Source organism: Streptomyces sp. PA03-5A (assembly GCF_033792725.1).
Lineage (GTDB): Bacteria > Actinomycetota > Actinomycetes > Streptomycetales > Streptomycetaceae > Actinacidiphila.
The window spans coordinates 16473-41644 of record NZ_JARAVL010000061.1 but is presented as its reverse complement, the minus strand read 5'-3'; the positions used below and the strand labels follow the sequence as shown (position 1 = coordinate 41644).

26 protein-coding genes, 1 tRNA gene and 1 pseudogene are annotated in these 25172 nt (G+C 72.3%); 20 read left to right on the top strand and 8 right to left on the bottom strand.

Annotated features, from left to right (window positions below; all coding sequences use genetic code 11):
• The 8 genes and pseudogenes from PV410_RS42315 to PV410_RS42280 form a co-directional block, all read left to right on the top strand.
• A pseudogene (locus PV410_RS42315) lies at positions 1-776 on the top strand (DNA polymerase III subunit gamma and tau); the annotation flags it as partial.
• Between the two features lie 156 nt (positions 777-932).
• On the top strand, positions 933-1268 hold the full coding sequence (locus tag PV410_RS42310; RefSeq protein WP_431958833.1) for a YbaB/EbfC family nucleoid-associated protein: 336 nt from the start codon (positions 933-935) through the stop codon (positions 1266-1268).
• A gap of 25 nt (positions 1269-1293) precedes the next feature.
• A complete protein-coding gene (gene recR / locus PV410_RS42305; RefSeq protein ID WP_018558314.1) occupies positions 1294-1893 on the top strand; it encodes a recombination mediator RecR in 600 nt (199 codons plus the stop codon).
• Positions 1886-2533, top strand: a complete 648-nt coding sequence (locus PV410_RS42300) for a DUF5063 domain-containing protein (RefSeq protein WP_500332022.1) — start codon at positions 1886-1888, stop codon at positions 2531-2533. The genes recR and PV410_RS42300 overlap by 8 nt, the downstream gene beginning before the upstream one ends.
• Positions 2534-2770: 237 nt before the next feature.
• Positions 2771-4045 carry an aspartate kinase gene (locus PV410_RS42295; protein WP_499513036.1) on the top strand — a complete coding sequence of 425 codons (1275 nt, stop codon included), beginning with the start codon at positions 2771-2773 and terminating at the stop codon, positions 4043-4045.
• A 287-nt stretch (positions 4046-4332) separates the two neighbouring features.
• Positions 4333-5001, top strand: coding sequence for a SigE family RNA polymerase sigma factor (locus PV410_RS42290; RefSeq protein WP_500332021.1), 669 nt, complete (start codon positions 4333-4335; stop codon positions 4999-5001).
• On the top strand, positions 4998-6035 hold the full coding sequence (locus PV410_RS42285) for a hypothetical protein (protein WP_500332020.1): 1038 nt from the start codon (positions 4998-5000) through the stop codon (positions 6033-6035). The genes PV410_RS42290 and PV410_RS42285 overlap by 4 nt, the downstream gene beginning before the upstream one ends.
• 48 nt (positions 6036-6083) lie before the next feature.
• Entirely contained in the window at positions 6084-6938 is an 855-nt protein-coding gene (locus PV410_RS42280; protein ID WP_500332019.1) for an SURF1 family protein, read from the top strand.
• On the opposite strand, the gene PV410_RS42275 is transcribed toward PV410_RS42280, so the two are convergent.
• Together PV410_RS42275 and PV410_RS42270 are read right to left on the bottom strand one after the other, a co-directional pair.
• The gene (locus PV410_RS42275) at positions 6894-8684 is read right to left on the bottom strand and encodes a S9 family peptidase (RefSeq protein ID WP_500332018.1); all 1791 of its coding nucleotides are present in this window, start codon (positions 8682-8684) and stop codon (positions 6894-6896) included. The two genes, PV410_RS42280 and PV410_RS42275, sit on opposite strands and share 45 nt — an antisense overlap.
• A gap of 46 nt (positions 8685-8730) precedes the next feature.
• On the bottom strand, positions 8731-9036 hold the full coding sequence (locus PV410_RS42270) for a DUF6191 domain-containing protein (RefSeq protein ID WP_500332017.1): 306 nt from the start codon (positions 9034-9036) through the stop codon (positions 8731-8733).
• A 67-nt stretch (positions 9037-9103) separates the two neighbouring features.
• Between PV410_RS42270 and PV410_RS42265 the strand changes: the two genes are divergently transcribed.
• The 4 genes from PV410_RS42265 (at position 9104) to PV410_RS42250 (ending at position 12800) form a co-directional block, all read left to right on the top strand.
• A complete protein-coding gene (locus PV410_RS42265; RefSeq protein ID WP_500332016.1) occupies positions 9104-9568 on the top strand; it encodes a GNAT family N-acetyltransferase in 465 nt (154 codons plus the stop codon).
• 208 nt (positions 9569-9776) lie between these two features.
• Positions 9777-11339 carry an alpha/beta hydrolase gene (locus tag PV410_RS42260; protein WP_500332015.1) on the top strand — a complete coding sequence of 521 codons (1563 nt, stop codon included), beginning with the start codon at positions 9777-9779 and terminating at the stop codon, positions 11337-11339.
• Between the two features lie 60 nt (positions 11340-11399).
• Entirely contained in the window at positions 11400-11906 is a 507-nt protein-coding gene (locus PV410_RS42255) for a hypothetical protein (protein WP_500332014.1), read from the top strand.
• A 147-nt stretch (positions 11907-12053) separates the two neighbouring features.
• The gene (locus tag PV410_RS42250) at positions 12054-12800 is read left to right on the top strand and encodes an SDR family oxidoreductase (RefSeq protein WP_500332013.1); all 747 of its coding nucleotides are present in this window, start codon (positions 12054-12056) and stop codon (positions 12798-12800) included.
• Positions 12801-12909: 109 nt separating this feature from the next.
• Here the strand turns inward: PV410_RS42250 and PV410_RS42245 are convergent.
• Both PV410_RS42245 and PV410_RS42240 read right to left on the bottom strand, forming a co-directional pair.
• Positions 12910-12983: transfer RNA gene (locus PV410_RS42245), tRNA-Pro, on the bottom strand.
• 88 nt (positions 12984-13071) lie between these two features.
• Positions 13072-14004, bottom strand: coding sequence for a metallophosphoesterase (locus PV410_RS42240; RefSeq protein WP_500332012.1), 933 nt, complete (start codon positions 14002-14004; stop codon positions 13072-13074).
• Positions 14005-14080: 76 nt separating this feature from the next.
• On the opposite strand from PV410_RS42240, the gene PV410_RS42235 reads away from it, so the two are divergent.
• Positions 14081-14542 (top strand): GatB/YqeY domain-containing protein, encoded by a 462-nt coding sequence (locus PV410_RS42235; protein WP_500332011.1) that lies wholly within the window; start codon positions 14081-14083, stop codon positions 14540-14542.
• Between the two features lie 139 nt (positions 14543-14681).
• Here the strand turns inward: PV410_RS42235 and PV410_RS42230 are convergent, their stop codons facing one another.
• Positions 14682-16976 carry a transglycosylase domain-containing protein gene (locus PV410_RS42230; protein WP_500332010.1) on the bottom strand — a complete coding sequence of 765 codons (2295 nt, stop codon included), beginning with the start codon at positions 16974-16976 and terminating at the stop codon, positions 14682-14684.
• A 397-nt stretch (positions 16977-17373) separates the two neighbouring features.
• On the opposite strand from PV410_RS42230, the gene PV410_RS42225 reads away from it, so the two are divergent.
• Positions 17374-17724 (top strand): WhiB family transcriptional regulator, encoded by a 351-nt coding sequence (locus PV410_RS42225; RefSeq protein WP_499604943.1) that lies wholly within the window; start codon positions 17374-17376, stop codon positions 17722-17724.
• Here the strand turns inward: PV410_RS42225 and bagB are convergent.
• Both bagB and bagA read right to left on the bottom strand, forming a co-directional pair.
• Positions 17706-19148 (bottom strand): ATPase BagB, encoded by a 1443-nt coding sequence (gene bagB, locus PV410_RS42220; RefSeq protein WP_500332009.1) that lies wholly within the window; start codon positions 19146-19148, stop codon positions 17706-17708. The genes PV410_RS42225 and bagB overlap by 19 nt on opposite strands.
• Positions 19145-20125: a P-loop NTPase family protein gene (bagA, locus tag PV410_RS42215; RefSeq protein WP_499513051.1), complete on the bottom strand. Its 981-nt coding sequence runs from the start codon at positions 20123-20125 to the stop codon at positions 19145-19147. Before bagA ends, bagB begins: the two co-directional genes overlap by 4 nt.
• A 71-nt stretch (positions 20126-20196) precedes the next feature.
• Here bagA and sp36 point away from each other — a divergent pair, with 71 nt between their 5' ends.
• From sp36 to PV410_RS42195, 4 genes are all read left to right on the top strand, one after another.
• Entirely contained in the window at positions 20197-20358 is a 162-nt protein-coding gene (gene sp36, locus PV410_RS42210; protein WP_450400653.1) for a Sp36 family protein, read from the top strand.
• Positions 20355-20819, top strand: coding sequence for a RidA family protein (locus PV410_RS42205; protein ID WP_500332008.1), 465 nt, complete (start codon positions 20355-20357; stop codon positions 20817-20819). The genes sp36 and PV410_RS42205 overlap by 4 nt, the downstream gene beginning before the upstream one ends.
• A 111-nt stretch (positions 20820-20930) precedes the next feature.
• A complete protein-coding gene (locus PV410_RS42200; RefSeq protein WP_500332007.1) occupies positions 20931-21803 on the top strand; it encodes an NUDIX hydrolase in 873 nt (290 codons plus the stop codon).
• On the top strand, positions 21800-22624 hold the full coding sequence (locus tag PV410_RS42195; RefSeq protein ID WP_500332006.1) for an MBL fold metallo-hydrolase: 825 nt from the start codon (positions 21800-21802) through the stop codon (positions 22622-22624). Before PV410_RS42200 ends, PV410_RS42195 begins: the two co-directional genes overlap by 4 nt.
• Positions 22625-22728: 104 nt before the next feature.
• On the opposite strand, the gene PV410_RS42190 is transcribed toward PV410_RS42195, so the two are convergent.
• A complete protein-coding gene (locus PV410_RS42190) occupies positions 22729-23403 on the bottom strand; it encodes a Crp/Fnr family transcriptional regulator (protein WP_431950174.1) in 675 nt (224 codons plus the stop codon).
• Positions 23404-23657: 254 nt separating this feature from the next.
• On the opposite strand from PV410_RS42190, the gene nth reads away from it, so the two are divergent.
• Both nth and PV410_RS42180 read left to right on the top strand, forming a co-directional pair.
• The gene (nth, locus tag PV410_RS42185; protein WP_500332005.1) at positions 23658-24479 is read left to right on the top strand and encodes an endonuclease III; all 822 of its coding nucleotides are present in this window, start codon (positions 23658-23660) and stop codon (positions 24477-24479) included.
• Positions 24476-25156, top strand: a complete 681-nt coding sequence (locus PV410_RS42180) for an NUDIX hydrolase (protein WP_500332004.1) — start codon at positions 24476-24478, stop codon at positions 25154-25156. Before nth ends, PV410_RS42180 begins: the two co-directional genes overlap by 4 nt.
• Positions 25157-25172 lie beyond the last annotated feature (16 nt).

The window sequence follows — 25172 nt, the reverse complement described above, 5'->3', positions numbered from 1 at the left end:
GCGGCGGGCAGCGTCCCGGCGCCTGGCCCACCGCGGCATCGGCGTCGGCCCCGGCCCCGGCGTCCGCCCCCGCGGCGCCGCCCGCACAGGACCCCGCTCCTGCACCGCCCGCGGCGGGCGCGCAGCCCATCGGCGACGCCTCACGTGTCCACCAGATGTGGCCCACCGTCCTCGAGGCGGTCAAGCGGCTGCGCAAGGTGACGTGGATACTGCTCGACCAGAACGCCCGGCTCGTCGGCTTCGACGGCTCGACCCTGCAGATCGGCTTCGACAACCCCGGTGCCCGCGACAGCTTCGCCAACCGCGGACACGAGGAGGTGCTCAAGCAGGCGATCAGCGAGGCCCTGGGCGTCCAGTGGCGCATCGAGGCGATCGTCAGCCCGGGCGGCGGCCCCGGAGGCGGTGGCCCGGGCCCGGCGGGACCCGGCGGTGGCCCCGGCGGCTCCCGTCCCGCCCCCGCGTCCCCGGCACCGTCCGCGCAGCAGCAGCAGCAGCCGCACCAGCACCATCACCAGCAACCGCAGCAACAACCCCACCAGCAGTCCCAGAGCCCGGCGCCGTCCCCGTCGCCGCCCGCCGCCGCGGCGGCCCGTGCCGCCGTCAACGCGGCGCCTGCGGCGTCCGCGTACCCGCCGGTCACCGACGAGCCGCCGCCCATCGAGTACGACATGCCCGAGGACGACGACCCGGACCTGGACGAGACGGCGCTCAGCGGCCACGACCTCATCGTGCGCGAGCTGGGTGCCACCGTGATCGAGGAGATCGCCAACGAGTAGCCGCGGCGCCCCCGTTCCCCTGTGCGGAACGGTACGGCGGGGGCGGAACGGGCGACGCGCGCCGCTCGTTCCCTCGTACGGGTAGCGCGAGCGGGCCCCCGAGCACGTAGGCTCGCCCTACCCGCACAACCGACGTCGTGAGGCAGGAGCGAGACCGTGATCCCCGGTGGTGGTCAGCCGAACATGCAGCAGCTGCTCAAGCAGGCACAGAAGATGCAGCAGGACCTCGCGGCGGCCCAGCAGGAGCTCGCCGAGACCGAGATCGAGGGAACGGCCGGCGGTGGTCTGGTGAAGGCGACCGTGACCGGAGCCGGTGAGCTGCGGGGGCTGGTCATCGACCCCAAGGCGGTCGATCCTGAGGACACGGAGACGCTGGCCGATCTGGTCGTCGCCGCCGTGCACAACGCGACCGCGAGCGCGCAGGAGCTGCAGCAGAGCAAGCTCGGCCCGCTCGCCCAGGGGCTCGGGGGCATCCCCGGCCTTCCTTTCTAGTTCCAGGCGACGAAGAGGGCACAGCGTGTACGAGGGCGTGGTTCAGGACCTGATCGACGAGCTGGGCAGGCTGCCCGGCGTGGGTCCCAAGAGCGCGCAGCGGATCGCCTTCCACATCCTGCAGGCGGACCCCGCCGACGTCCGACGGCTCGCGCACGCCCTCAGCGAGGTGAAGGCGAAGGTCAGGTTCTGCGCGGTCTGCGGCAACGTCGCCGAGGCCGACCAGTGCCGGGTCTGCCGTGATCCGCGCCGCGACCCGGCCGTCATCTGCGTGGTCGAGGAACCCAAGGACGTGGTGGCGATCGAGCGGACCCGCGAGTTCCGCGGCCGCTACCACGTGCTCGGCGGCGCGATCAGTCCGATCGAGGGGGTCGGCCCGGACGACCTGCGCATACGGGAGCTGCTGGCGCGGCTCGCGGACGGTAGCGTCACCGAGCTGATCCTGGCCACCGACCCCAACCTCGAGGGGGAGGCGACGGCCACGTATCTCGCACGCATGGTCAAACCGATGGGACTGAAGGTCACCCGTCTCGCGAGCGGTCTGCCGGTCGGCGGCGACTTGGAGTACGCCGACGAGGTCACGCTCGGCCGGGCCTTTGAAGGAAGGCGGCTGCTTGATGTCTGACAACGCCCTGGACCCCGACGACTTCGCCTCCTCGATCTCGGACCAGATCGAGAGCTTCATCCTGTCGGTACGGGAGGTCGCCAAGGGCGACGACCCCGACAGCGCGGTGCCCTACCTGCTGCTGGAGGTCTCCCAGCTGCTGCTGGCCGGGGGCCGCCTCGGGGCGCACGAGGACATCGTCCCGGAGGAGCGCTACGAGCCCGACATCGGCCCGGAGCCCGACGCCGACGAGCTGCGCCAGCGGCTCGCGGTGCTGCTGGAGCCGATCGACGTCTACTCCGAGGTCTTCGACCCTTACGTGCCGCGCAGCACCCCGGTGGCCTGCCGGATCTCCGACGACCTCGCGGACGTGGTGACGGACCTCGCGCACGGCCTGGCGCACTTCCGCGAGGGCCGGGTCAGCGAGGCGCTGTGGTGGTGGCAGTTCTCCTACCTGTCCAACTGGGGGCCGACCGCCTCGGCCTCGCTGCGGGCCCTGCAGTCCCTCGTCGCCCATGTGCGGCTGGACAGCCCGCTGGACGCGCTGGACGGACTGGACACCGACCACGGCGCGGACGACGAGGACAAGCTCGCCGCCGAGGCCGGCCGGGTCATGGCCGCCGAGATCGCCAAGCCGCTGGGGCTGCGCCCCAGCCGCTGAACCCCCACCGCGCCCGCCCCTCCCGAGGGGCGGGCGCGTGTGCGTGGTCGGGTCTCCCAGGCGGGGACCCGGGGCCGTAGTGACCCGGAGCACGCCGCCCGGTGTGCATAGGTCGGCGTGTCGTTGGGCAGATGGCTCGCAGAGTGGGCCCGGCGTCTCAGCATGTGGTATTGAGGGGTCGGTTCCGGCCTGCTCGTTAGACTGAGCCGAACGCAGTACCGGATTTGAGGAGCGCACGTGGGCCTTGTCGTGCAGAAGTACGGCGGCTCCTCCGTTGCGGATGCCGAGGGCATCAAGCGCGTTGCCAAGCGGATCGTCGATGCCAAGAAGAGCGGCCACCAGGTGGTCGTCGTGGTCTCGGCGATGGGTGACACGACGGACGAGTTGATCGAGCTCGCCGAACAGGTATCTCCGATGCCTACCGGCCGCGAGTTCGACATGCTGCTGACCGCCGGAGAACGGATCTCCATGGCCCTGCTGGCGATGGCGATCAAGAACCTCGGACACGAGGCGCAGTCGTTCACCGGTAGTCAGGCGGGTGTCATCACCGACTCCGTCCACAACAAAGCACGCATCATCGACGTCACGCCGGGCCGCATCCGCACCGCCCTCGACCAGGGCAACATCGCGATCGTGGCCGGCTTCCAGGGCGTGTCCCAGGACAGCAAGGACATCACGACGCTGGGCCGGGGCGGCTCCGACACCACCGCGGTGGCGCTGGCGGCGGCCCTCGACGCCGGGGTGTGCGAGATCTACACCGACGTCGACGGCGTGTTCACCGCCGACCCGCGCGTGGTGAAGAAGGCGCGGAAGATCGACTGGATCTCCTCCGAGGACATGCTGGAGCTCGCCAGCTCCGGCTCCAAGGTGCTGCTCCACCGCTGCGTGGAGTACGCCCGCCGTTACAACATCCCGATCCACGTCCGGTCGTCGTTCTCCGGCCTCCAGGGCACTTGGGTCAGCAATGAGCCGCGAGAGGACCAGACGGGCATGGAGCACGCGATCATCTCCGGTGTCGCGCACGACACATCCGAGGCCAAGGTGACGGTCGTCGGTGTGCCCGACAAGCCGGGCGAGGCGGCCGTGATCTTCCGGGCGATCGCGGACGCCGAGATCAACATCGACATGGTGGTGCAGAACGTGTCGGCCGCGGCCACCGGCCTGACCGACATCTCCTTCACCCTCCCCAAGGCCGACGGCCCGAGGGCGATCGAGGCCCTGAAGCGCGTCCAGGGCACCATCGGTTTCGAGACGCTCCGCTACGACGACCAGATCGCCAAGATCTCGCTGGTCGGCGCAGGCATGAAGACCAACCCCGGTGTCACGGCGCAGTTCTTCGAGGCGCTGTCCAACGCGGGCGTGAACATCGAGCTGATCTCGACCTCCGAGATCCGCATCTCGGTCGTCACCCGCGCCGACGACGTCAACGAGGCCGTGCGCGCCGTGCACTCCGCGTTCGGCCTGGACAGCGAAACCGACGAAGCGGTCGTCTACGGAGGAACAGGCCGCTGAGCACCCCGATTTCGGTCGGGTGACCCAAATCTCTGGTCTGGACCGCTTGATCGGAAGCCTGTAGGCGCCAGACAATTTCAGCTCCCTGTGTGTCGCAACCGTGCGACGCGCAGGGAGCGTCTTTGTGTCAGCGCACTGCCCTACTGTGCTGCAGGCCGGGCGCGGCGCAACAGCGCCAGCAAAAGGGGCATTGGGGAAGAGTTGGTACGCATGCGCATATGTGCTACACCGTCAAAAACGGTGCCTCGGGCGTACAACCCTGACGGGGGGACGCGTGTCCAACAGGCGTGGCAGAGGCACTCGGCATCGAAGCACCCCTCGTGGGGCGGGGCAGCGCTCCGGCGCGTCCGCACGTCCGGCGGCCGTCGCGCGCAGTCGGCGGCATCCCGGTGATCGCGCCCTGGCCTGTGGTGCAGGCGCCCTCGGACCGCGACCGCGGCGACACTGACGCCGCGATGTCAGTCGGGACCACCGTCGACCACCTCACCGAGACCTACCGGGCCCACTACCGCTCGCTGCTCGGCCTCGCCGCACTCCTGCTGGACGACACCGCCTCCTGCGAGGACGTCGTCCAGGAGGCCTTCATCCGCGTCCACTCGGCCCGCAAGCGGGTCCGCGAACCCGAGAAGACCCTCGCCTACCTCCGGCAGACCGTCGTCAACCTCTCCCGCTCCGCGCTGCGCCGCCGCATCATGGGCATGCGGCTGCTGTCCAAGCCCATGCCCGACATGGCGAGCGCCGAGGAGGGGGCGTACGAGGCGCTGGAGCGTGACGAGTTGAAGGCGGCCCTGCGCAAGCTGCAGCGCCGGCAGCGCGAGGTCCTCGTCCTGCGCTACTTCGCCGACATGACCGAAGCCCAAGTAGCCGAGACCCTCGGCATTTCCCTAGGCTCGGTGAAGGCGTACGGCTCGCGTGGTCTCGCGGCGCTCCGCGTCGCGATGGAGGCCCCGGCATGACCAACCCGAACCCACCCGGCGGTATGGAAACCGAGAACGACATCGGCGGTGGCAGCCCCGAGGAGCGGCTGAACCCCGACGAACTGGCGCTGCGCCGGCTCATGCGCGACGCCGTGAGCGACATCCAACCGGGCCAGGAGGCGCTGGAGCACCTGCGCCGCGCGGTCCCCGCCCGGCGGGCGCACCGTCGGCAGTTGCTGGCCGGCAGCGCGGCCGCGTGCCTGCTGGCGCTGGTCGCGGTCCCCGCCGCCCTCCACGCGGCGGACCTCTCCGGATCCGCCAGGACCGGCACCGCCAACGCCTCCAGCGCCCAGGACACCGGTGGCACCGACGGCGACGCGAACGGCCCCGCCGCCGGCGCCGGCACGCCCTCCCCGTCCGACGGCGACGGCCGTCGCGACGAGGACCCCACGCGCACCGGCGGCTCCCACGGGCACGTCACCCCCGGAGCAACGGGCTCCGCGGACCCCTCCGACACGCTCGCGGCCAACGCCCCGCTGTGCACCGCCGGCGACCTCGGCAGCGCCTCCGGGTACGCCGGCGCCGCCGACGGCTCGGGCCGGGTCGACGGCTGGTTCCAGGTGGCGAACACCTCGAAGGGCTCGTGCACCGTCGATGGCGGCGGTTCGGTCAGCGTCTCCTCCACCCAGGGCGCGGCCGACTCCGCCCGCATCAACGTCGTCGACCACACCCCGAACGACGGCACCACACTGCCCGACTCCCTCGGCACGACGCTGATCCTCAAGCCCGGGCAGAGCTACCGGGTCGAGTTCACCTGGGTCCCGGCCGCCGGCGGCGACTCGGGCGGCTGCACCCCCCCGGCCACGCCGACGCCCACCGCGACCGCCACCAACACCCCGTCCGGCGAGGCGTCCGCGCCCCCGGCGGGTGTGGACGGCCCCGGCCAGGGCGGCCCGGCGGGCAGCATCGTGCTGAGCCACACGCCCGAGGCCGGAGCGCCCGTCGTCATGGCGACGATCGGCGGTGCCTGCGCCGGGACGGTCTACAGGACAGGCGCCATCGCCGCGCAGTAGCGGGGGGCGGTTCCCGGGGACGCCCGGGCGCCCCGTACCGTTGACGGCGTGTACCGGTTCCTGCTGTCCCCCCGCTGGCTGGGCGGGCACCTCTTCATGGTGTGCGCCGTGGTCCTCTGCACCTTCATGGGCAGCTGGCAGCTGAGCCGGTTCGAGGCCCGCGTCGACAGCCACCGCGCCGCCCAGGACAAGCCCGCGGCCACCGCCCGGGACGCGGCGCCGCTGGAGCGCCTGCTGCCGCGGGCGACCTCCGCGCTGACCACCGAGACGGCCGGCCGCACGGTACGGGCCACCGGCCGCTACGACACGGCGCACCAGTTCCTCGTGCCCGGCCGTGAGCTCGACGGACGCACCGGCTACTACGTGCTCACCCCGCTGCTGACCGGCGACGGCGCTGCCGCCCTGCCCGTCGTCCGCGGCTGGCTGCCCGGCGACGCGGACCGCGCGTCCGCCGTCGGCGTGCCCGCACCGCCGGCCGGCGAGGTCACCGTCACCGGGGCCCTGCAGGCCCCCGAGAGCGCCGGCACCGACGGCGCGATCGGCCGCGGCGGGCTCGCCGAGGGACAGCTGGGGATCATCAGCGCGGCGTCCCTGGTCAACCTCGTCCCGTACCAGGTGTATGGCGCCTGGATCACCCAGACCGAGGCCGTCCCCGCGCCCCTGCGGGCCGTCCCGCCGGTCGCGCCGAGCGGCACCGGCCTGGACCTCAAGGCCTTCCAGAACCTCGGTTACACCGGCGAGTGGTTCGTCTTCGCGGGCTTCGTGGTCTTCATGTGGTTCCGGCTCGTCCGGCGGGAGGCCGAGACCCGGCGCGACGCCGAGCTCGGCCTCACCGGGGAGGAGGGGCCGGCCGCGGCCTCAGCCGCCGAGGTGGCGCCGGACGAAATCCAGCTCCAGTCGTAGCTGCTTGATCCGCTCGTCGACGACGAGCGAGCCGTGCCCGGCGTCGTAGCGGTAGACCTCGTGCGCCTTGCCCAGGCCCGCCAGCCGCTCGACGTAGTTGTCGATCTGCCGGATGGGGCAGCGCGGGTCGTTGAGGCCCGCCGAGACGTAGACCGGGGCCTTGACCCGCGCCACGTACGTGATCGGCGAGGACGCCTCGTAGCGGTCCGGGACCTCCTCGGGGGAACCGCCGAACAGGGTGCGGTCCAGCGCCTTCAGCGCCTCCATCTCGTCGCCGTACGCCGTCACGTAGTCCGCGACCGGCACCGCCGCCAGGCCCACCGTCCACAGCTCGGGCTGGGTGCCCAGCCCCAGCAGCGTCAGGAAGCCGCCCCAGGAGCCGCCGGACAGCACCAGCCGGGCCGGGTCGGCGAAGCCCGACTCCACCGCCCACGTCCGGACGGCCGCGATGTCCTCCAGCTCGATCAGGCCGACGCGGTGCTTGAGCGCGTCCGTCCACTCCCGGCCGTAGCCCGTGGAACCGCGGTAGTTGACCCGCACCACCGCGTACCCGTGGTCCAGCCAGGCCGCCGGGCCGGCCGCGAAGGCGTCCGAGTCGTGCCAGGTGGGCCCGCCGTGGATCTCGAACACCGTCGGGTACGGGCCCTCGCCCCGCGCGGGCCGCTGGACGAGCGCGTGCACCGGCCCGCCGGGCCCGTCCACCCACACGTCCTCCACCGGGAGCGAGCCCGGGGCCCGCTCACCCGGCGCCTCCAGCACCACGGCCCCGGTCGTCGACCGCACCTCGGAGGGCGCCGCCGCCGACGACCACAGGAACTCCACCGTGCCGTCGGGGCGGGCCGTCGCGCCGCTCACCGAACCCGCCGGGGTGTCCAGCCGGGTCAGCTCGCCGTCCGCCAGCCCGTAGCGGTAGATCTCGCTGCGGGCCCGGTACGTGTGCACCACCAGCAGCGCGGTGCCGTCCGGGTACCACTCCGCCGCGACGTCACCGGGCAGGTCGATCGCCAGGGCGGTCTCCGTGCCCGCCGCGACGTCCCAGACCATCGGCTCCCAGCGGCCGCGCCGCTGGTGCGCCACCAGCAGCCGGGCGTCGCCCGGCACGGGGGCGAACCCCAGGCACTCCAGGCCCAGTTCCTTCGTGCCGCCCTCGCTGTCGTCCAGCTCCGCGACCGTCGTGCCGTCCGTCGTGACGACCCGCAGCGCCGAGTGCATCGCGTCGCCGTGCTCGGTGTGCTCGACGACGACCAGCGTGCCGTCCTCCGACAGCGCGCCGACCCCACCCGACTCCTCGTGCCGGTAGATCTCCACCGGTTCCGCCCCGGGACGCACGACGTGGATCGTCGTGCCCTCCTCGTCGGTGGAGCGGCCCACCACCGACAGCCCGCCCCGGCCCAGCGCCAGCCCCGCGGGGTACGAGGGCTCCAGGCCGGGCGCGGCCGGCTCGTCCGGGCCGCCCGCGAAGGGCTGCCGCATCCAGACCCCGAACTCGTCCCCGTCGGTGTCCGCGAACCACCACACCCACGCGCCGTCCGGCGTCAGCGTCCCGTCCGACGTGCCGTTCGGCCGGTCGGTGACCTGCCGCTGCGCCCCGGTCGTCCGGTCCCACGCGTACAGCTCGTAGGTACCCGTCGCATTCGACACGAACAGGCTGCGGTGGGGGGCGTCCTCCGCCCACTCCGGCAGTCCGACGCGTGGCGCCCGGAAGCGCTTCTCCCAATCCGGCATACCAGCCATGACGTCGCTCATGCCACCATCAAACCCGATCGCGCCCCGCAGCGGACCGTGGCCGTCGTCACCAGCTGCGATCACGCCCCGGAACGACGATCAGCGCCGTCCCCCGCCCCAGGTCCACCCGCGACCGCGGGGGTGCCCCGTCGCCCTCCTCGTCGCGCAGCATCAGCGTCGCCCGGCGCTCGTCCAACTCGCTGCGCTTGCCCGGCGAGAAGCTCGCGTGCAGCTGCTCGAAACCGGTCGCGGAGACCTGCCCGCTCCGTCCGCCCCACCGGCCCGCCCGCAGCACCTGGTCGACGAAGGCCACCCCGATCAGCAGGATCACCAGGCCCGGCAGCGTCATGAAGACCACGAACTCGACACCCATGGCCCAACCTTCGCACGGCGGCGGCGCACCTGCGACGGCCCGGGCGGCACCCGGTTACCCTCGCGCCATGACCGACACCGAACATCCCCTCGTCCCGCCGGACTTCGTCGTCCCGGACCCGCCCGCCACCGAACGCTTCCGCCTGGAGCCCCTCGGCCCGCGGCACAACGCCGCCGACCACGCCGCCTGGACGTCCGGCATCGACCACATCCGCGCCACCCCCGGCTTCGAGGGCCGCTCCTGGCCGCCGCCGGACGGGATGAGCCTCGAAGCCAACCTGGAGGACCTGCGCAAGCACGCGGAGGACTTCGAGCGCCGCACCGGCTTCACCTACACCGTCCTGTCCGTCCCCGGCGGCGACGTCATCGGCTGCGTGTACGTCTACGGCTCACGCACCGAGCCCGGCGTCATCGACGTCCGCTCCTGGGTCAGCGCCCCCCACGCCGCCCTGGACGCCGCGCTCCACCGCGTCGTCAGCGACTGGCTGGCCGACGCCTGGCCCTTCGAGCGCATCGCCTACGCGCCCCGCTGAACCCCTGTCCGGGCCCTTGGGAAGTTCACGCGTTCGGCCCACTCGGGCCGCCATCACGTACGACGTGTGATGGGGTGGTGACGCAGCGGAGCCGCGGGGGGTGCGTCCGAGCGCTCCGCGACACGACCGGACCCTGATTCCCCGGGGCGGCCCGGGCGCCGCGTCCGGCGGTCCCCCCGTCACACGGGCGTACGAGGAAGGCGTGGCGATGATCGCTGTACGGGACACCGACGGGATACCCCGGCGCAGGCTGCGGGGCGCGCTCGCGGTGCTGAGCACCTGCGGGCTCCTGCTGACCGCTGCCTGCGCCACCGCCGACCCGCTGCGGCTGTCCCCCGACCCCGGCCGGGCGGCCGCGGACCCCGCGGCGGGCGTACCCCCCGAGCTGCGGCGCTACTACGAGCAGCACCTCGACTGGGAAGCCTGTCAGGACGTGCCCGGCTTCCAGTGCGCGACCGTGACGGTGCCCCTGGACTACGCCCACCCGGAAGCGGGCGACATCACCCTGACCGCCGCCCGCGTGCGGGCCACCGGCGAGGCCGCCGCCCGCGTCGGCTCGCTCCAAATCAACCCCGGCGGTCCCGGCGAGTCCGCCGTCGACTACCTGGTCGCCGCCGCCGGCACCTTCTCCCCGGCCACGCGCTCCGCGTACGACCTGGTCGCCGTCGACCCGCGCGGCGTGCAGTACAGCACCCCCGTGGAGTGCGCCACCGACACCCCGGCCATCCCCATGGGCTTCGGCCTGCGGCTGTCCGGCGACGCGGCCGAGATCACCGACTCCTACGAGGCGTTCGAGGAACTCGCCGACGCCTGCGAGGAGCACGCCGGGGAACTGCTGCCCCACCTCGGCACCCCGGACGCGGCACGCGACATGGACGTCGTGCGCGCCCTCCTCGGCGACGAGCGCCTGCACTACCTCGGCTACTCCTACGGCACCTACCTCGGCGCGACCTACGCCGAGCTGTTCCCCTCGCGGGTCGGCCGCATGGTCCTCGACGGCGCCGTCGACCCGGCGATCGACGGCTACCGCGAGAACCTGGACAGCACCGCCGGGTACCAGCTGGCCTGGGACTCCTTCGCCGCCGACTGCGCCGCCCGCCCCGACTGCCCGGTCGGCCACTCCGTCGCGGAGGCCGGCCGCGTCCTCGACGGCCTGCGGGACAAGCTGGACGCCGGCCCGCTGCGCCAGGGCAAGGACATCACCGTCACCGGCGAGGACCTCCTCACCGCGGTCATCACGGCCCTGCGCGAGGCCTCCTGGGAGGAACTGCGCACCATGCTGCGCCAGATCCTGGCCGGCGACACCACCGAGCTGCAGCAGTTCGGCGGCACGGACGAGGGCGACTCCGGCAACGCCGCGGACGCCCTCCTCGCCGTCGACTGCCTCAGCTCCACCCTCGGGGCCCGCTTCTCCGAGGCCCAGGCCCAGGCCGCACTGCCCGCCTTCCTGCACGCCTCGCCCCAGTTCGGCACCTCACTGGCCACGTTCCTGGTGCTGTGCACCCACTGGCCCGTCCCGGCGACCCAGACCCCGCACGCCATCGCCGCCCCCGGGGCCGCCCCCATCCTCGTCGTCGGCACCACCCGCGACCCCGCCACCCCGTACCCCTGGGCCCAGTCCCTCGCCCGTCAACTCGACTCCGGCCACCTCCTCACCTACGACGGCGACGGCCACACCGCCTACCACCGCGGCAGCCCCTGCATCGACGACGCCGTCGACCTCTACCTGACCCACGGCGAACTCCCCGCCCCCGGCACCATCTGCGGCTGACCCGCGCCGCTGCGCGTCCGGGCCTTGGCCGTTGGCCCGTGCCGGGTCAGACTCGTGCCCGTGGAGGAAGCGATCCCGCTCGGCCGGGGCGATGTGCGCTGGGTGTTCCCGGATCCGGCTGACGCCGAGGCCGTGCAGGAAGCGCTGAGCACGGCCGGTGCGCTCGTCTCGCGGTTGGCCGAGCACCTCGGCGTCCGGGCCGGTCACACCGGAAGTGGCCTGGAGTACCACCGCGTTGAGGGCTTCGAGCTCGCGGGAGTCTTCGGCTCCGTGGAGGTCCGCGAGGTCTCCTTCCATGCGCGGCTGTACGTCCCGCGGCGATGCCTCTGGGACCTGCGCGGGGGTCCGCCGTGGGAGGTCGAGGCGGAGGTCAGGGTGGCGTGCGACCGCGAGGTGGATTGCGGCGGGCACACCGTCGCCGAGAGCGGGCGCTCCTGCGACACCCCCCTGGACGCGGCGCGCGGCCTGGTGCGGGCCGCGGCGTGGCTGCTTGCCCAGGGTGTCGGTGAGCCGCCGCACGCTTGGCGCTCGCGGGACCCTGGGTGCCCCCCGGGTCCGGTGGACTGAGAGGACGGCCTCGGGGCGGCCGGCACGCGGCGGCCATCCCTATTAGTATTGAATGATACGATCGCGATCGTAACAATAGGTGGAGCTGACGCGATGGGTGTGGCCCGTTCCTTCCTCTCGTGCAGCACCGGGAGGACAGGAGCAGTCATGAAGATCGCAGTCGCCGGCGGTACCGGGGTGGCCGGACGTTTCGTGGTGGAGGCCGTACGGGCCCGCGGACACGAACCCGTGGTGCTGTCACGCGGACAGGGCGTCGACCTGGTGAGCGGGTCGGGGCTGGAAGCGGCGCTGACCGGGGCCGACGCGGTGATCGACGTCAGCAACGTGACCACGAACCGCAAGTCGGTCGCCGTCGGCTTCTTCGAGAAGGCGGGACGGAACCTCATCGGTGCGGCCGAACGCGCCGGGGTCCGGCACCTCGTGACGCCGTCGATCGTGGGGGTCGACCGGGTCGGGCACCCGTACTACACGGGCAAGCTGCGGCAGGAGGAGATCATCCGGGGCGGGCCGGTGCCATGGACCATCATGCGGGCGACGCAGTTCTACGAGTTCGTCGGTCAGGCGCTGAGCGGTGTCCCCGGACCGATCGCGCTGGTGCCGACGGCGCCGGTCCAGCCCATCGCCGTACGGGAAGTGGCCGAAGCCCTCGTCGACCTCGCCCTCGAAGCGCCGAAGGGGATGGCCCCCGAGCTCGCGGGCCCGCAGGTCGAGTCCCTGGTCGACCTGGCCCGGCGCCTCATCGCCGCGGGCGGCGCGCGCCGCCGTCCGGTCGTGCCCCTGTACTTCCCCGGCGGGATGCGCAGCGGCGGCCTGCTGCCGACCGGCCCGGGCCCCCGCGGCACCCAGACGTTCGCCGAGTGGCTCGAGGCGCAGAGCGCGGCGAAGCCCTCATGAGCGGCCCCGGCTTCGGCCGGGACCGCGAGCGGTGGTCAGGCGGATAGTCACATGAACGAGTCAGGGCTCCCGGGAACATTCCTGGGAGCCCTGATCTGCATCTACGAAGTCGGGGTGGCGGGATTTGAACCCACGGCCTCTTCGTCCCGAACGAAGCGCGCTACCAAGCTGCGCCACACCCCGGTGTCGCGTCGTGGCCTCGGGCCCGGCGCGACGAGGATTACTCTAGCGGACCTCCCGCTGGAGACGAAATCCGGTTTTCCGCGGCGGCTCAGGCGCCCGGTGTCAGGGTGAGCAGGGTGGCCTCGGGCGGGCAGGCGAAGCGGACCGGGGTGTAGCGGTTGGTGCCGCAGCCCGCGGAGACGTGCAGGTAGGAGCGGTGACCGGCGGCCTCGTGGGTGGACAGGCCCTTGACCCGGTCCGCGTCGATGTCGCAGTTGGTGACGAGGGCGCCGTAGAACGGGATGCACAGCTGGCCGCCGTGGGTGTGCCCGGCGAGGATCAGCGGGTAGCGGTCGGCGGTGAAGGCGTCGAGTACGCGCAGGTACGGGGCGTGGACGACCGCGAGCGAGAGGTCGGCGTCCGTGTCGGGACCGCCGGCGATGGCGGCGTAGCGGTCGCGCCGGATGTGGGGGTCGTCGAGGCCCGCGAAGGCGATCTCGATGCCGTCGTCGAGCTTGAGGCGGCCGCGGGTGTTGTTGACCCCGACCCAGCCGGCCACGTCGAAGGCGTCGCGGATCTCCTCCCACGGGTTGCGGATGACGCCGATGGCGGGGTTGTTCTGGCCGTTGAGACCGTGCGTGCCCCGGAGGCGCTCGGCGAGGTAGCGGGCGGGGTTGCGCGGGGTGGGGCCGTAGTAGTCGTTGGAGCCGAAGACGTAGGCGCCGGGGAGGTCGAGCAGCGGCCCGAGGGCGTCCATCAGCTCGGGGACGCCCTGGGGGTCGGAGAGGTTGTCGCCGGTGTTCACGACGAAGTCGGGGCGGAGCCCGGCCAGCGACTGCAGCCAGCGGCGCTTCTTGTTCTGGCCGCGGACCATGTGGATGTCGGAGACCTGCAGGACGCGGATCGGCCGCATCCCGGCCGGCAGCACCGGGACCGCCACCCTGCGCAGCCGGAACGACCGTGCCTCGATCCCGGCCGCGTAGGCCACGCAGGCCGCACCGGCAGCTGTGATGCCCAGGGGTACTCCGTATCGCGCGCGCATGCCCTCCATGGTGGCAGACGGCACGTCAGGGATAAATCCGCGGCCCTCCCGGTGGCGACCTGGCAGACTCGACGCCATGACCACCACGCTCAAGAAGCGTCTGCACGACGACCTCACGGCTGCCATCAAGGGGCGGGACGAGCTGACCTCGTCCACCCTCCGTCTGACCCTCACCGCGATCACCAAGGAGGAGGTCGCGGGCAAGGAGGCGCGCGAGCTCTCCGACGACGAGGTGCTGAAGGTGATCGCCCGCGAGGCGAAGAAGCGCCGGGAGGCCGCCGACGCCTTCGAGCAGGGCGGCCGCAAGGAGGCCGCGGAGCGTGAGCTGGCCGAGCGCGAGGTGCTGGACGCCTACCTGCCCAAGCAACTGGACGACGCGGAGCTGGCCGGCATCGTTGCCGCGGCGATCGAGGAGTCGGGCGCCGAGGGGCCGAAGGCGATCGGCGCGGTCATGAAGATCGTGAACCCGAAGGTCGCCGGCCTGGCCGAGGGCGGCCGGGTCGCCGCCGAGGTGCGCAAGCAGCTCGCGGGCGGCTGACGGGGCCGACGGGGTCGACGGGCCCCGACGCCACGGAGGGCGGCGTGGCCCGCCGGGAGCCCTCCACCGGAACGCCGAAGGGGCGCCGGGACCGATCGGTCCCGGCGCCCCTTCGGCGTCACGTCGTCTCCCGCGGGGCTCAGCCCGGCCCGGTGCCGCCCGTCTCGGGGGTGCCGGTCCCGGGACCCGTGGTGCCGTTGTTTCCGCCGCCGCGGCCGTTGCCACCGCCGGTGGTGAAGCCGTTGGCCCCGTCGCCGCCGAGGGTGTCGCCGCCGAAGATCCCGCCGAGCAGGCCGTCGTCGCCACCGTTGCCGTTGCCGCCGTTGTCACCGCGGCCGTGGTGGTCGTCATCGTCGTTGCGCGGCTTCTCGGGATCCTTGATGGCCACCGTCGGCAGGCCGGGCGAGACGGTGCCGGCCAGGGCGCCGGACATCGCGTCCTTCCAGATCGGACCCGGGGTGTCGGCGCCGTAGACCTCGGCGTGGTAGTGGCCGCCGATGGTGATGTTGGTCATCCTGCGCTTGTGGGCCGGGTCGCCGACCCAGACGGCACCCGCCATGTCCGAGGTGTAGCCCACGAACCAGGCGGCGTACCGGAAGTCCGTCGTACCCGTCTTGCCCGCGCTGTCGCGGTCGCTGAGTCCGGCCTGCTGACCGGTGCCGTCCTCGACCACGCCCTTGAGCAGGGTGCTGATCGTGGAGGCGGTCTGCTCGGACATGGCCCGCTCGCACTCGGTCTTGGGCACCGGCAGCTTCTTGCCGTTCGCGTCGGTGATCGACTCGATGGCGACCGGGGTGCAGTACTCGCCCTTGTTGGCGAAGGCCGCGTAGGCGGCGGCCATCTTCAGCGGCGACATCTCGTTGACGCCGAGGGTGAAGGAGGCACCGAGGCCGAACTTCGTCCCGCCGGCGCGCTTGGTGATGCCGAGGGAGTTGACCATCCGCGTCACGTCGCACAGGCCGGCGTCGGCCTCCAGGGAGACGAAGTAGGTGTTGATCGACTTCGCCAGCGCCTCCCTCATTCCGTACGGGCCGACCTCGTCCTTCCTCTCGTTGGGCACCTTGTCCTTGCTCGTGTAGCGCTTGCCGTCGCAGTCGGTCACGTCCGGGTACGGCATCTCGTTCGGCGAGGGGTAGGACTGGGCCGTCGACATGCCCTTCTCCAGGGCGGCCGCGGCGGTGAAGGGCTTGAACGTCGAACCCGGCTGGTAGCCCGCGCCGCCGCCCATGTTCCGGTCGACGGAGTAGTTGATCTGGGTCTGGTTCTTCTTGAAGCCGTACGGGCGGGACTGGCCCATCCCGACGATCCTGCCCGTGCCCGGCTGGACCAGGGTCACGGCGGTGGCGACGTCGTCGCTCTTGTACACGTGCTGGCTGATCGAGTCCTGGACCGCCCGCTGCGCCTTCGGGTCGAGGGTGGTGCGGACGGTGAGGCCGCCCTGGTCCCAGCGCTTGGCGCGCTCGGCCTTGGTCTTGCCGAAGGCCTTGTCGCTGAGGAAGACCTGGCGCACGTAGTCGCAGAAGAACCCGGCGCCGTTGACGGCGGTGATGCAGCCGTTCTTGGGCTCGCGGATCTTGAGGCCGAGCGGCTTCTTCTTCGCGGCGTCGGCCTGGGCCTGCGTGACGTCCTTCAGGTCGGCCATGCGCTGCAGCACCACGTCGCGGCGCTTCTTGGCCTCCTCCGGGTCGTTCACGGGGTCGTACCGGCTCGGCGACTGGACGAGGCCGGCCAGCAGCGCGGACTCGGTGAGCGACAGGTCCTTGGCGGACTTGCTGAAGTAACGCCGGGAGGCGGCCTCGACCCCGTAGGCCTGCTCGCCGAAGAAGGTGATGTTGAGGTAGTTCTCGAGGATCTTCTGCTTCCCCAGCTCCTGCTCGAGCTGGATGGCGTACTTCATCTCTTTGATCTTGCGACCGATGGTCTGCTGGGTGGCCTGCTGGACCTTGGTGGGGTCGTCGCCGGCCTCCTCGATGAAGACGTTCTTCACGTACTGCTGCGTCAGGGTGGAAGCGCCCTCGGAGACACCGCCCTCCTGGGCGTTCTTGTTGAGCGCGCGCAGGATGCCCTTGACGTCGATCGCGCCGTGCTCGTAGAAGCGGGCGTCCTCGATGGCGACGATGGCCTGCTGCATCGACTTGCTGATCTTGTCGAGCCCCACGACCGTGCGGTCGCGCGAGTAGACGTTCGCGATCAGGTCGCCCTTGACGTCCAGGATCCGGGTGCTCTGCGAGAGCGGCGGGCGCTTCAGCTCGCCCGGCAGGGAGTCGAAGCCGGCCGCGGTGCCCTTGGCGCTCAGTCCGAGCGCCCCCGCCGCGGGGAGGGCGATGCCGGCCAGCACCACGCCGGCCAGGACGCTGACACCCAGGAACTTGGCGGCCTGCTGAGCGGTACTGGTGCCGCCGCTGCTGGTGGGGCGCGATCGCTTGTGACCCATGGGGTGCAGCTTACGTTGCCATTCTTAAGACGTGGGCATGCTTGTTCGCCTACTCTGTAACAGACAGGCGCGAACACTGCGCACACGTCTGTCTTCCATCCTCACTCTTGTGGGTGATGAGAACTGCCCGAATTCCTGTCATATGCCAGCCATATGACCTGGATCTCAGGCCCCAGAAGTGGCGAGCTGACCGTTTTGCGGCAATTCGCCCGTTCTGCCGTCGGCTCACTCCGTCGGGTGATCTGCCGCGTACCCATAGTCCGTTCGGGCCATTCAAGATTGGGCCTGAAAGGGCTGTTGCGCCGTGCCCACCTTCCGTAACGTCCTCAACTGGCAACGGTGAATATGCCGCTTGCCGCCGTGGGGGAGCCTCGATTCGGGAGAGGACGGCGCCAGCATGAGCAGCTGGGTTACGGACTGGAGTACGCAGGCCGCGTGCCGCACGACGGATCCGGATGAACTTTTCGTCCAGGGAGCGGCCCAGAACAGGGCCAAGGCGGTGTGCACCGGCTGCCCGGTGCGTACCGAGTGCCTGGCCGACGCTCTGGACAACCGTGTGGAGTTCGGCGTCTGGGGCGGGATGACCGAGCGGGAGCGCAGGGCGCTGCTGCGCCGGCGTCCCACGGTCACCTCGTGGCGCAGGCTCCTGGAGACGGCGCGCACGGAGTACGAGCGCAGCACGGGTGTGCTCCCGCTCGACGACGAGGGCTACGACGGGGACTACGACGACTACGCCGCCGTCGGCTGACCCTGCGCGAGACGTTGGCCGATCGCGCGCAGGCCCTCGAGGTCGTGCACGTCGCCGGGCAGGGCCGCGACGTCCACCATGGGCACGTCCGGGTGCACCGAGACGAAACGCTCACGGGTGCGCCGCTCGCGCGCGACCAGCTGCATCCGTTCGGCGTGCAGGCGCAGCAGGCCGGCGGTGAGGCGGTCGGTGTCCAGCGGGTCCGTGGTCCGGCCCGCGGCGGGGTCCTGTGCGGGTACGGAAACGGTCGGGGAGCCGGTGGGCGATTCGGGAGAGCTGGTGTCCGCACTGTCCGTACTGGGGGTCCCTTCGCCGCCGTCGGCCGTACGGAGTCCAGCTTTCCCGCCGGGCTGATCCACAATGCCGACGCTTTGAAGATTTTCTGCGGATTCGTCAAACTCCCCGGTCAGCCGGGGAGTTGGCGGATATCCGGCGACAGGGGCGGCGTCGGAGGCGTCAGTCGCGTCAGCGGCATCCAGGTCGTCCAGGTCGTCCAGTGCCTCCGCCGCCGCCAGCGCCCGCTCCGCCGTGAGCTGCGCCGCCCCGCTGCCGTGCACACGGTTCAGCACCAGCCCGGCGAGCGGCATGTTCTCCGCCGCCAGCCGCTCCACGAAGTACGAGGCCTCGCGCAGCGCGTCCCGCTCCGGCGCGGCCACCACCAGGAACGCCGTCCCGTTCGCCTGGAGCAGCTTGTACGTGGCGTCCGCCCGGGAGCGGAAGCCGCCGAACATCGAGTCCATCGCCGCCACGAAGGTCTGCACGTCGCGCAGCAGGTGCGCGCCCATGACCTTGCTGAGCGTGCCGGTCATCATCGACATCCCGACGTTGAGGAACTTCACGCCGGCCCGTCCGCCGACCTTCGCGGGGGCCATCAGCAGCCGGATGAAACGCCCGTCCAGGAAGGACCCCAGCCGCTTGGGGGCGTCCAGGAAGTCCAGCGCCGACCGGCTCGGCGGGGTGTCGACGATGATCAGGTCCCACGCGTCGAGCGCGCGCAGCTGGCCCAGCTTCTCCATGGCCATGTACTCCTGCGTGCCGGCGAAGCCCGCGGAGAGCGACTGGTAGAAGGGGTTGTCCAGGATCGCCCGGGCCCGCTCCTGGTCCGTGTGCTGGAGCACGACCTCGTCGAAGGTCCGCTTCATGTCGAGCATCATCGCGTGCAGCTCACCGCCCGCGGACTCGTCGATCCCGGCCACCTTGCGCGGGGTGTTGTCGAGTTCCGTGAGGCCCATGGACTGCGCCAGCCGACGCGCCGGGTCGATGGTCAGCACGACGGCCTTGCGGCCGCGCTCGGCGGCACGGACGCCCAGCGCCGCGGCCGTGGTGGTCTTGCCGACCCCGCCCGAGCCGCAGCAGACGACGATCCGGGTCCTCGGATCGTCGATCAGCGGGTCGATGTCCAATACCGGACTCTCCAGGCTCATGCGACCCCCAGCCCCTGCTTCCGCAGATTTTCAGCCAATCTGTACAACCCACCGAGATCGACCCCGTCGCCCATCAGTTCCAGCTCGTACGCGGGCAGCCCCAGCGCGGCCAGTTCCTCGCGCTGGGCCCGCTCCAGGGCCACGCGCTCCGCGTGCTCGTGCGCCTGCGCCAGCAGCGGGTCGACGAGCCGCTCCGCGAGGCCGCCGCGCCGCGCGCCGCCCAGCCCGGCCTGGGAGAGCGCCTTGGCGATCGCCGTGCGCTGCCCGTCGCGCGCCGAGGCCACGGCCGCGCCGTCCATCACCACCGGGCGCACCATGTTGATGACCACGGCCCCGGTCGGCAGCCCCGCCTCGCGCAGCTCGGCCACGCCGTCCACGGTCTCCTGGACCGGCATCTCCTCCAGGAGGGTGACCAGGTGCACCGCGGTCTCCGGGGACTTCATCACCCGCATCACGGCCTGCGCCTGATTGTGTATCGGGCCGAACCGGGCCAGCCCGGCGACCTCGTCGTTGACGTTGAGGAAGCGCGTGATCCGCCCGGTCGGCGGCGCGTCCAGCACCACCGCGTCGTACGACCGCCAGCCCGCCCGGTCCTTGCGGCGCACGGCCTCGCAGACCTTGCCGGTCAGCAGGACGTCGCGCAGTCCCGGCGCCACGGTGGTGGCGAAGTCGATCGCGCCCAGCTTCTTCAGGGCCCGGCCGGCCCGGCCGAGCTTGTAGAACATGTCGAGGTAGTCCAGCAGCGCCTGTTCGGCGTCGATGGCCAGGGCGTACACCTCGCCGCCGCCCGGGGCCACGGCGATCTTGCGCTCCTCGTAGGGGAGGGCCTCGGTCTCGAAGAGCTGCGCGATGCCCTGCCGCCCCTCCACCTCCGTCAGCAGTGTCCGTCGACCCTCGGCGGCGAGGGCGAGTGCCAGCGCAGCGGCGACCGTCGTCTTGCCGGTACCGCCCTTGCCCGTCACGATGTGGAGCCTCACACCTGCGAGCCTAACCAGTCGAGGGCGGGGCTACTCGGGGGCGGGGCTGTGCCAGGCATTACAGTCCCCTCATGACGAAGTGGGAATACGCGACCGTGCCGCTGCTGGTGCACGCGACGAAGCAGATCCTGGACACCTGGGGCGAGGACGGCTGGGAGCTCGTCCAGGTCGTGCCGGGCCCGAACAACCCCGAGCAGCTGGTGGCGTACTTCAAACGCGAGAAGAACGCGTGAGCGCGGTCGAGCAGCGGCTGGCGGAACTGGGGCTCGAGCTCCCCGCGGTGGCCGCCCCGCTCGCCGCGTACGTCCCGGCCGTCCGGTCCGGTGCGTACGTCTACACCGCGGGCCAGCTGCCGCTCGTCGAGGGCAAGCTGACCTGCACCGGCAAGGTCGGCGCCGAGGTCACCGCGGACGAGGCCAAGCAACTCGCCCGCACCTGCGCGCTCAACGCCCTGGCCGCGGTCCGCTCCGTCGTGGGTGACCTCGACCGCGTCAAGCGCGTCGTGAAGGTCGTCGGCTTCGTCGCCTCCGCCCCCGACTTCACCGGGCAGCCGGCCGTCGTCAACGGCGCGAGCGAGCTGCTCGGCGAGGTCCTCGGCGAGAAGGGCGTGCACGCCCGCAGCGCCGTCGGTGTGGCCGTCCTGCCGCTCGACGCGCCGGTCGAGGTCGAGATCCAGGTCGAGGTCGAGGACTGACGTCCCGCACCCCTCCGGCGGAGCCGTGCCCCGGCCACCGGAGGGGTACCCCGGGCCCGCCCGGCCCGGGCCCTATCGAACATCCCCGCGCAAGCGCATAGCATCCGCCACATGACCACCACGAACGGCCAGTGGTTCCCGGCGAGCTGGCCCGAGCGCATCCGCGCCCTCACCGCGGGCACCCTGGAGCCCGTCGTGCCGCGCCGTGCGGCGACCGTCCTGCTGCTGCGGGACGGCGACGGCGGCCCCGCCGTGCACCTGCTGCGGCGCCGGGCCTCGATGGCCTTCGCCGCGGGCGCGTACGCCTATCCCGGCGGCGGTGTGGACCCGCGCGACGAGCGCCCGGTGGCCTGGGCGGGGCCCCCGCCGCCGACCTGGGCCGCCCGGCTGGGCGAGGGCCTGGACCCCGCCGCCGCGCAGGCGATCGTGTGCGCGGCCGTGCGCGAGACCTTCGAGGAGTCCGGCGTGCTGCTCGCCGGGCCCGACGAGCGGTCCGTCGTCGCGGACACCACCGGCGAGGACTGGGAGGCCGACCGGCGCGCCCTGGTCTCGCGGGAGCTGTCCTTCGCCGACTTCCTGGCCCGCCGTTCCCTGGTGCTCCGCTCCGACCTGCTCGGCCCGTGGGCCCGCTGGATCACCCCGGAGTTCGAGGAGCGCCGGTACGACACGTGGTTCTTCGTGACCGCGCTCCCGCCCGGCCAGCGCACCCGCGACGTGTCGGGCGAGGCGGACCGCACGGTGTGGCTGCGGCCCGCCGAGGCCGTGGACGGCTACGACCGCGGCGAGATGACCATGCTGCCGCCGACGATCGCGACGCTGCGGGAACTGCTGCCGTACGACTCGGCGTCAGCGGCCCTGGCGGGTGCCGCGGACGGGCGCGACCTCACCCCGGTGCTGGCGCGGGCCGCGCTGGTGGGCGAGGAGATCGTGCTGACCTGGCCCGGCCACGAGGAATTCACCAAGCGCATGGGAGCCGCCGGATGACCTCGGCCCTTCAACCCGGCAAGCCCCGCGCGGAGGTCGGGGGCCGGGCGACCGCCCGCGCGGTGTGCGTGCTCGCGCCGAACCCCTCGCCCATGACGCTGGACGGCACGAACACCTGGCTCGTCTCCGAGCCGGACTCCGAACTCGCCGTCGTCATCGACCCGGGGCCGCTCGACGAGGGCCACCTGAACAACGTGGTCTCCACCGCGCACTCCCTCGGCAAGCGGATCGCCCTCACCCTGCTCACCCACGGCCACCCCGACCACGCCGAGGGCGCGGGCCGCTTCGCCGAGCTGACGGGGACGGCGGTGCGCGCCCTGGACCCGGCACTGCGCCTTGGCGAGGAGGGCCTGTCCGCGGGCGACGTCGTCACCACCGGCGGCCTGGAACTGCGCGTCGTGCCCACCCCCGGGCACACCGCGGACTCGCTCTCCTTCCACCTGCCCGCCGACCTGGCCGTGCTCACCGGCGACACCGTCCTCGGCCGTGGCACCACGGTCGTCGCCCACCCCGACGGGCGGCTGGGTGACTACCTGGACTCCCTGCGCCGGCTGCAGGCGCTCACGATGCACGACGGCGTCGCCACCGTCCTGCCCGGCCACGGCCCGGTCCTCGCCGACGCCCGGGGCGCGGTCGAGTTCTACCTCGCCCACCGTGCCCACCGCCTCGCCCAGGTCGAGACGGCCGTCGAGCGGGGCCTCGCGACCCCCTCCGAGGTCGTCGCCCACGTCTACGCGGACGTCGACCGCGCCCTGTGGCCGGCCGCCGAGCTGTCGGTGCGGGCGCAGCTGGACTACCTGCTGGAGCACGGGCTGATCTGACGTGCGGTGTGCCCGCCCGGCGCCCCCGCGCCCCGCGGACGCTGAGGAGACGCAAGAAGGGGCGCCCACCTCCGGGTGGGCGCCCCTTCGTCCGCGTACGGGCGTCAGCGCGAGCGCTTCGCCAGCCGCTCGACGTCCAGCAGGATGACCGCCCGCGCCTCCAGGCGCAGCCAGCCGCGGCCCGCGAAGTCGGCGAGGGCCTTGTTGACGGTCTCGCGGGAGGCGCCCACCAGCTGGGCGAGTTCCTCCTGCGTGAGGTCGTGGACGACGTGGATGCCCTCCTCGGACTGCACGCCGAAGCGGCGCGACAGGTCCAGCAACGCCTTGGCGACGCGGCCGGGGACGTCGGAGAAGACCAGGTCGGACATGACGTCGTTGGTGCGGCGCAGGCGCCGGGCGACGGCGCGCAGCAGCGCGGTGGAGACCTCGGGGCGGGCGTTGAGCCACGGCTGCAGGTCGCCGTGGCCGAGGCCGAGCAGCTTGACCTCGGTCAGCGCGGTGGCGGTGGCGGTGCGCGGGCCGGGGTCGAAGAGCGACAGCTCACCGATCAGCTCGCCGGGGCCGACGACGGCGAGCATGTTCTCGCGGCCGTCGGGCGAGGTGCGGTGCAGCTTCACCTTGCCCTCGGTGACGACGTACAGCCGGTCCCCGGGTTCCCCCTCGTGGAACAGCGAGTCGCCACGCGCGAGCGTGACCTCCGTCATGGAGGCGCGCAGTTCAGCGGCCTGCTCATCGTCGAGCGCCGCGAAAAGCGGTGCGCGCCGCAGAACGTCGTCCACGAGCTCTCTCCTTGTCGACATCGCTGGGTCGGTCCCCATCATGCCCGACAGCAAAACAGTGCGATCAATCACAAGTCTGTCTTATGTGCTCGTGTGATTGTGCTCCGGGGGTCCGTTTGGGGGCCGGATCGCGGCTCTCCAGGGCGATTGTCGGTGGTGAGGCTTAGGCTGGCCGGGTGTCCGATACGCCAAGTGCGCAGAAGAAACGGCAGGGTGGCGGGGCCAGGAGGGTGACCGCCGCCGCGGATTCCGCTGTGAGCGAACAGCCCGCCCGGGCGACCCCCGGCGGCCGCGCGCGGGCGTCCGGCAAGCCCGAGTCGCGGCTCGCGATGGTCCGCAGGGCCCGGCGGATCAACCGCGAGCTCGCCGAGGTGTACCCGTACGCCCACCCCGAGCTCGACTTCGAGAACCCCTTCCAGCTGCTCGTCGCCACGGTGCTCTCGGCCCAGACGACCGACCTGAGGGTCAACCAGACCACCCCCGCGCTCTTCGCGAAGTACCCGACGCCGGAGGACCTGGCGGCCGCCGACCCGGAGGAGCTGGAGCAGATCCTCCGTCCCACCGGCTTCTTCCGCGCCAAGGCGCGGGCGCTGCTCGGCCTGTCGGCGGCACTCCGTGACATCTTCGGCGGCGAGGTGCCCGGCCGGCTGGAGGACCTGGTCACGCTGCCCGGCGTGGGCCGCAAGACGGCCAACGTGGTGCTCGGCAACGCCTTCGGCGTCCCCGGCCTCACCGTGGACACCCACTTCCAGCGGCTGGTCCACCGTTTCGGCTGGACCGGGGCGAAGGAGCCGGAGAAGATCGAGCAGGACATCATGGCGATCTTCCCGAAGAGCGAGTGGACGATGCTCTCGCACCGTCTGATCTTCCACGGCCGCCGGATGTGCCACGCCCGCCGCCCCGCTTGCGGCGTCTGCCCGATCGCGCCGCTGTGCCCGTCGTACGGCGAGGGCGAGACGGATCCGGAGAAGGCGAAGAAGCTGCTGAAGTACGAGATGGGCGGTGGCCCGGGGCAGCGGCTCAAGCCGCCGCCGGGATTCCCGGGCACGGCGGCGCCGCCGCTGGAGGCGGAGTGACGCAGGCACGACCCGACATCGAGGACGTCACGGTCGACCGCGAGGGGCTGCCGTCCTGGCTCGGCCCGGTGGTCCGCGCGGTCGACGGCGTACGGCCCGAGCAGCTCAGCCGCTTCCTGCCGCCGCCGAGCGGCGGCCGTCCCTCCGCCGTCCTCATCCTCCTCGGCGCGGGGGCCGAGGGGCCCGAGCTGCTCCTGATGGAGCGGGCGGCCTCCCTGCGCTCGCACGCGGGGCAGCCCTCCTTCCCGGGCGGCGCGCTCGACCCGGAGGACGGCGACCCGGAGGGCGAGGGGCCGCTGCGGGCCGCGCTGCGCGAGGCCTGGGAGGAGACCGGCCTCGACCCGTCGGGGGTGCAGGTCTTCGGGGTGCTCCCGCGGCTCTACATCCCGGTGAGCGACTTCGTCGTGACGCCGGTCCTCGGCTGGTGGCGTACGCCGTCGCCGGTGGGAGCGGTCGACCTGGCCGAGACCGCACGGGTGTTCACCGTCCCCGTGGCGGATCTCACCGATCCTGCCAACCGGGCCATGGTGACGCATCCCAGCGGCTTCCAGGGGCCCGCGTTCCTGGTGCGGGAGGCCCTGGTGTGGGGTTTCACGGCGGGTCTGATCGACCGGATCCTCCACCACGCGGGCTGGGAACGACCCTGGGATCGTGCAAAGACGGTCCCGCTGGGTTGATCCTCCATGAGACGGT

What these genes read in the sequence shown, in the direction of transcription:
- PV410_RS42195 (WP_500332006.1), top strand. Translation starts at nt 21,800, where the DNA reads ATGACCTCGGCCCTTCAACCCGGCAAGCCCCGCGCGGAGGTCGGGGGC.
- PV410_RS42225 (WP_499604943.1), top strand. Translation starts at nt 17,374, where the DNA reads ATGAGCAGCTGGGTTACGGACTGGAGTACGCAGGCCGCGTGCCGCACG.
- PV410_RS42230 (WP_500332010.1), bottom strand. Translation starts at nt 16,976, where the DNA reads ATGGGTCACAAGCGATCGCGCCCCACCAGCAGCGGCGGCACCAGTACC.
- PV410_RS42300 (WP_500332022.1), top strand. Translation starts at nt 1,886, where the DNA reads ATGTCTGACAACGCCCTGGACCCCGACGACTTCGCCTCCTCGATCTCG.
- PV410_RS42275 (WP_500332018.1), bottom strand. Translation starts at nt 8,684, where the DNA reads ATGAGCGACGTCATGGCTGGTATGCCGGATTGGGAGAAGCGCTTCCGG.
- PV410_RS42240 (WP_500332012.1), bottom strand. Translation starts at nt 14,004, where the DNA reads ATGCGCGCGCGATACGGAGTACCCCTGGGCATCACAGCTGCCGGTGCG.
- PV410_RS42250 (WP_500332013.1), top strand. Translation starts at nt 12,054, where the DNA reads ATGAAGATCGCAGTCGCCGGCGGTACCGGGGTGGCCGGACGTTTCGTG.
- PV410_RS42285 (WP_500332020.1), top strand. Translation starts at nt 4,998, where the DNA reads ATGACCAACCCGAACCCACCCGGCGGTATGGAAACCGAGAACGACATC.
- bagB (WP_500332009.1), bottom strand. Translation starts at nt 19,148, where the DNA reads ATGAGCCTGGAGAGTCCGGTATTGGACATCGACCCGCTGATCGACGAT.
- PV410_RS42270 (WP_500332017.1), bottom strand. Translation starts at nt 9,036, where the DNA reads ATGGGTGTCGAGTTCGTGGTCTTCATGACGCTGCCGGGCCTGGTGATC.
- PV410_RS42200 (WP_500332007.1), top strand. Translation starts at nt 20,931, where the DNA reads ATGACCACCACGAACGGCCAGTGGTTCCCGGCGAGCTGGCCCGAGCGC.
- PV410_RS42235 (WP_500332011.1), top strand. Translation starts at nt 14,081, where the DNA reads ATGACCACCACGCTCAAGAAGCGTCTGCACGACGACCTCACGGCTGCC.
- PV410_RS42260 (WP_500332015.1), top strand. Translation starts at nt 9,777, where the DNA reads ATGATCGCTGTACGGGACACCGACGGGATACCCCGGCGCAGGCTGCGG.
- PV410_RS42265 (WP_500332016.1), top strand. Translation starts at nt 9,104, where the DNA reads ATGACCGACACCGAACATCCCCTCGTCCCGCCGGACTTCGTCGTCCCG.
- sp36 (WP_450400653.1), top strand. Translation starts at nt 20,197, where the DNA reads ATGACGAAGTGGGAATACGCGACCGTGCCGCTGCTGGTGCACGCGACG.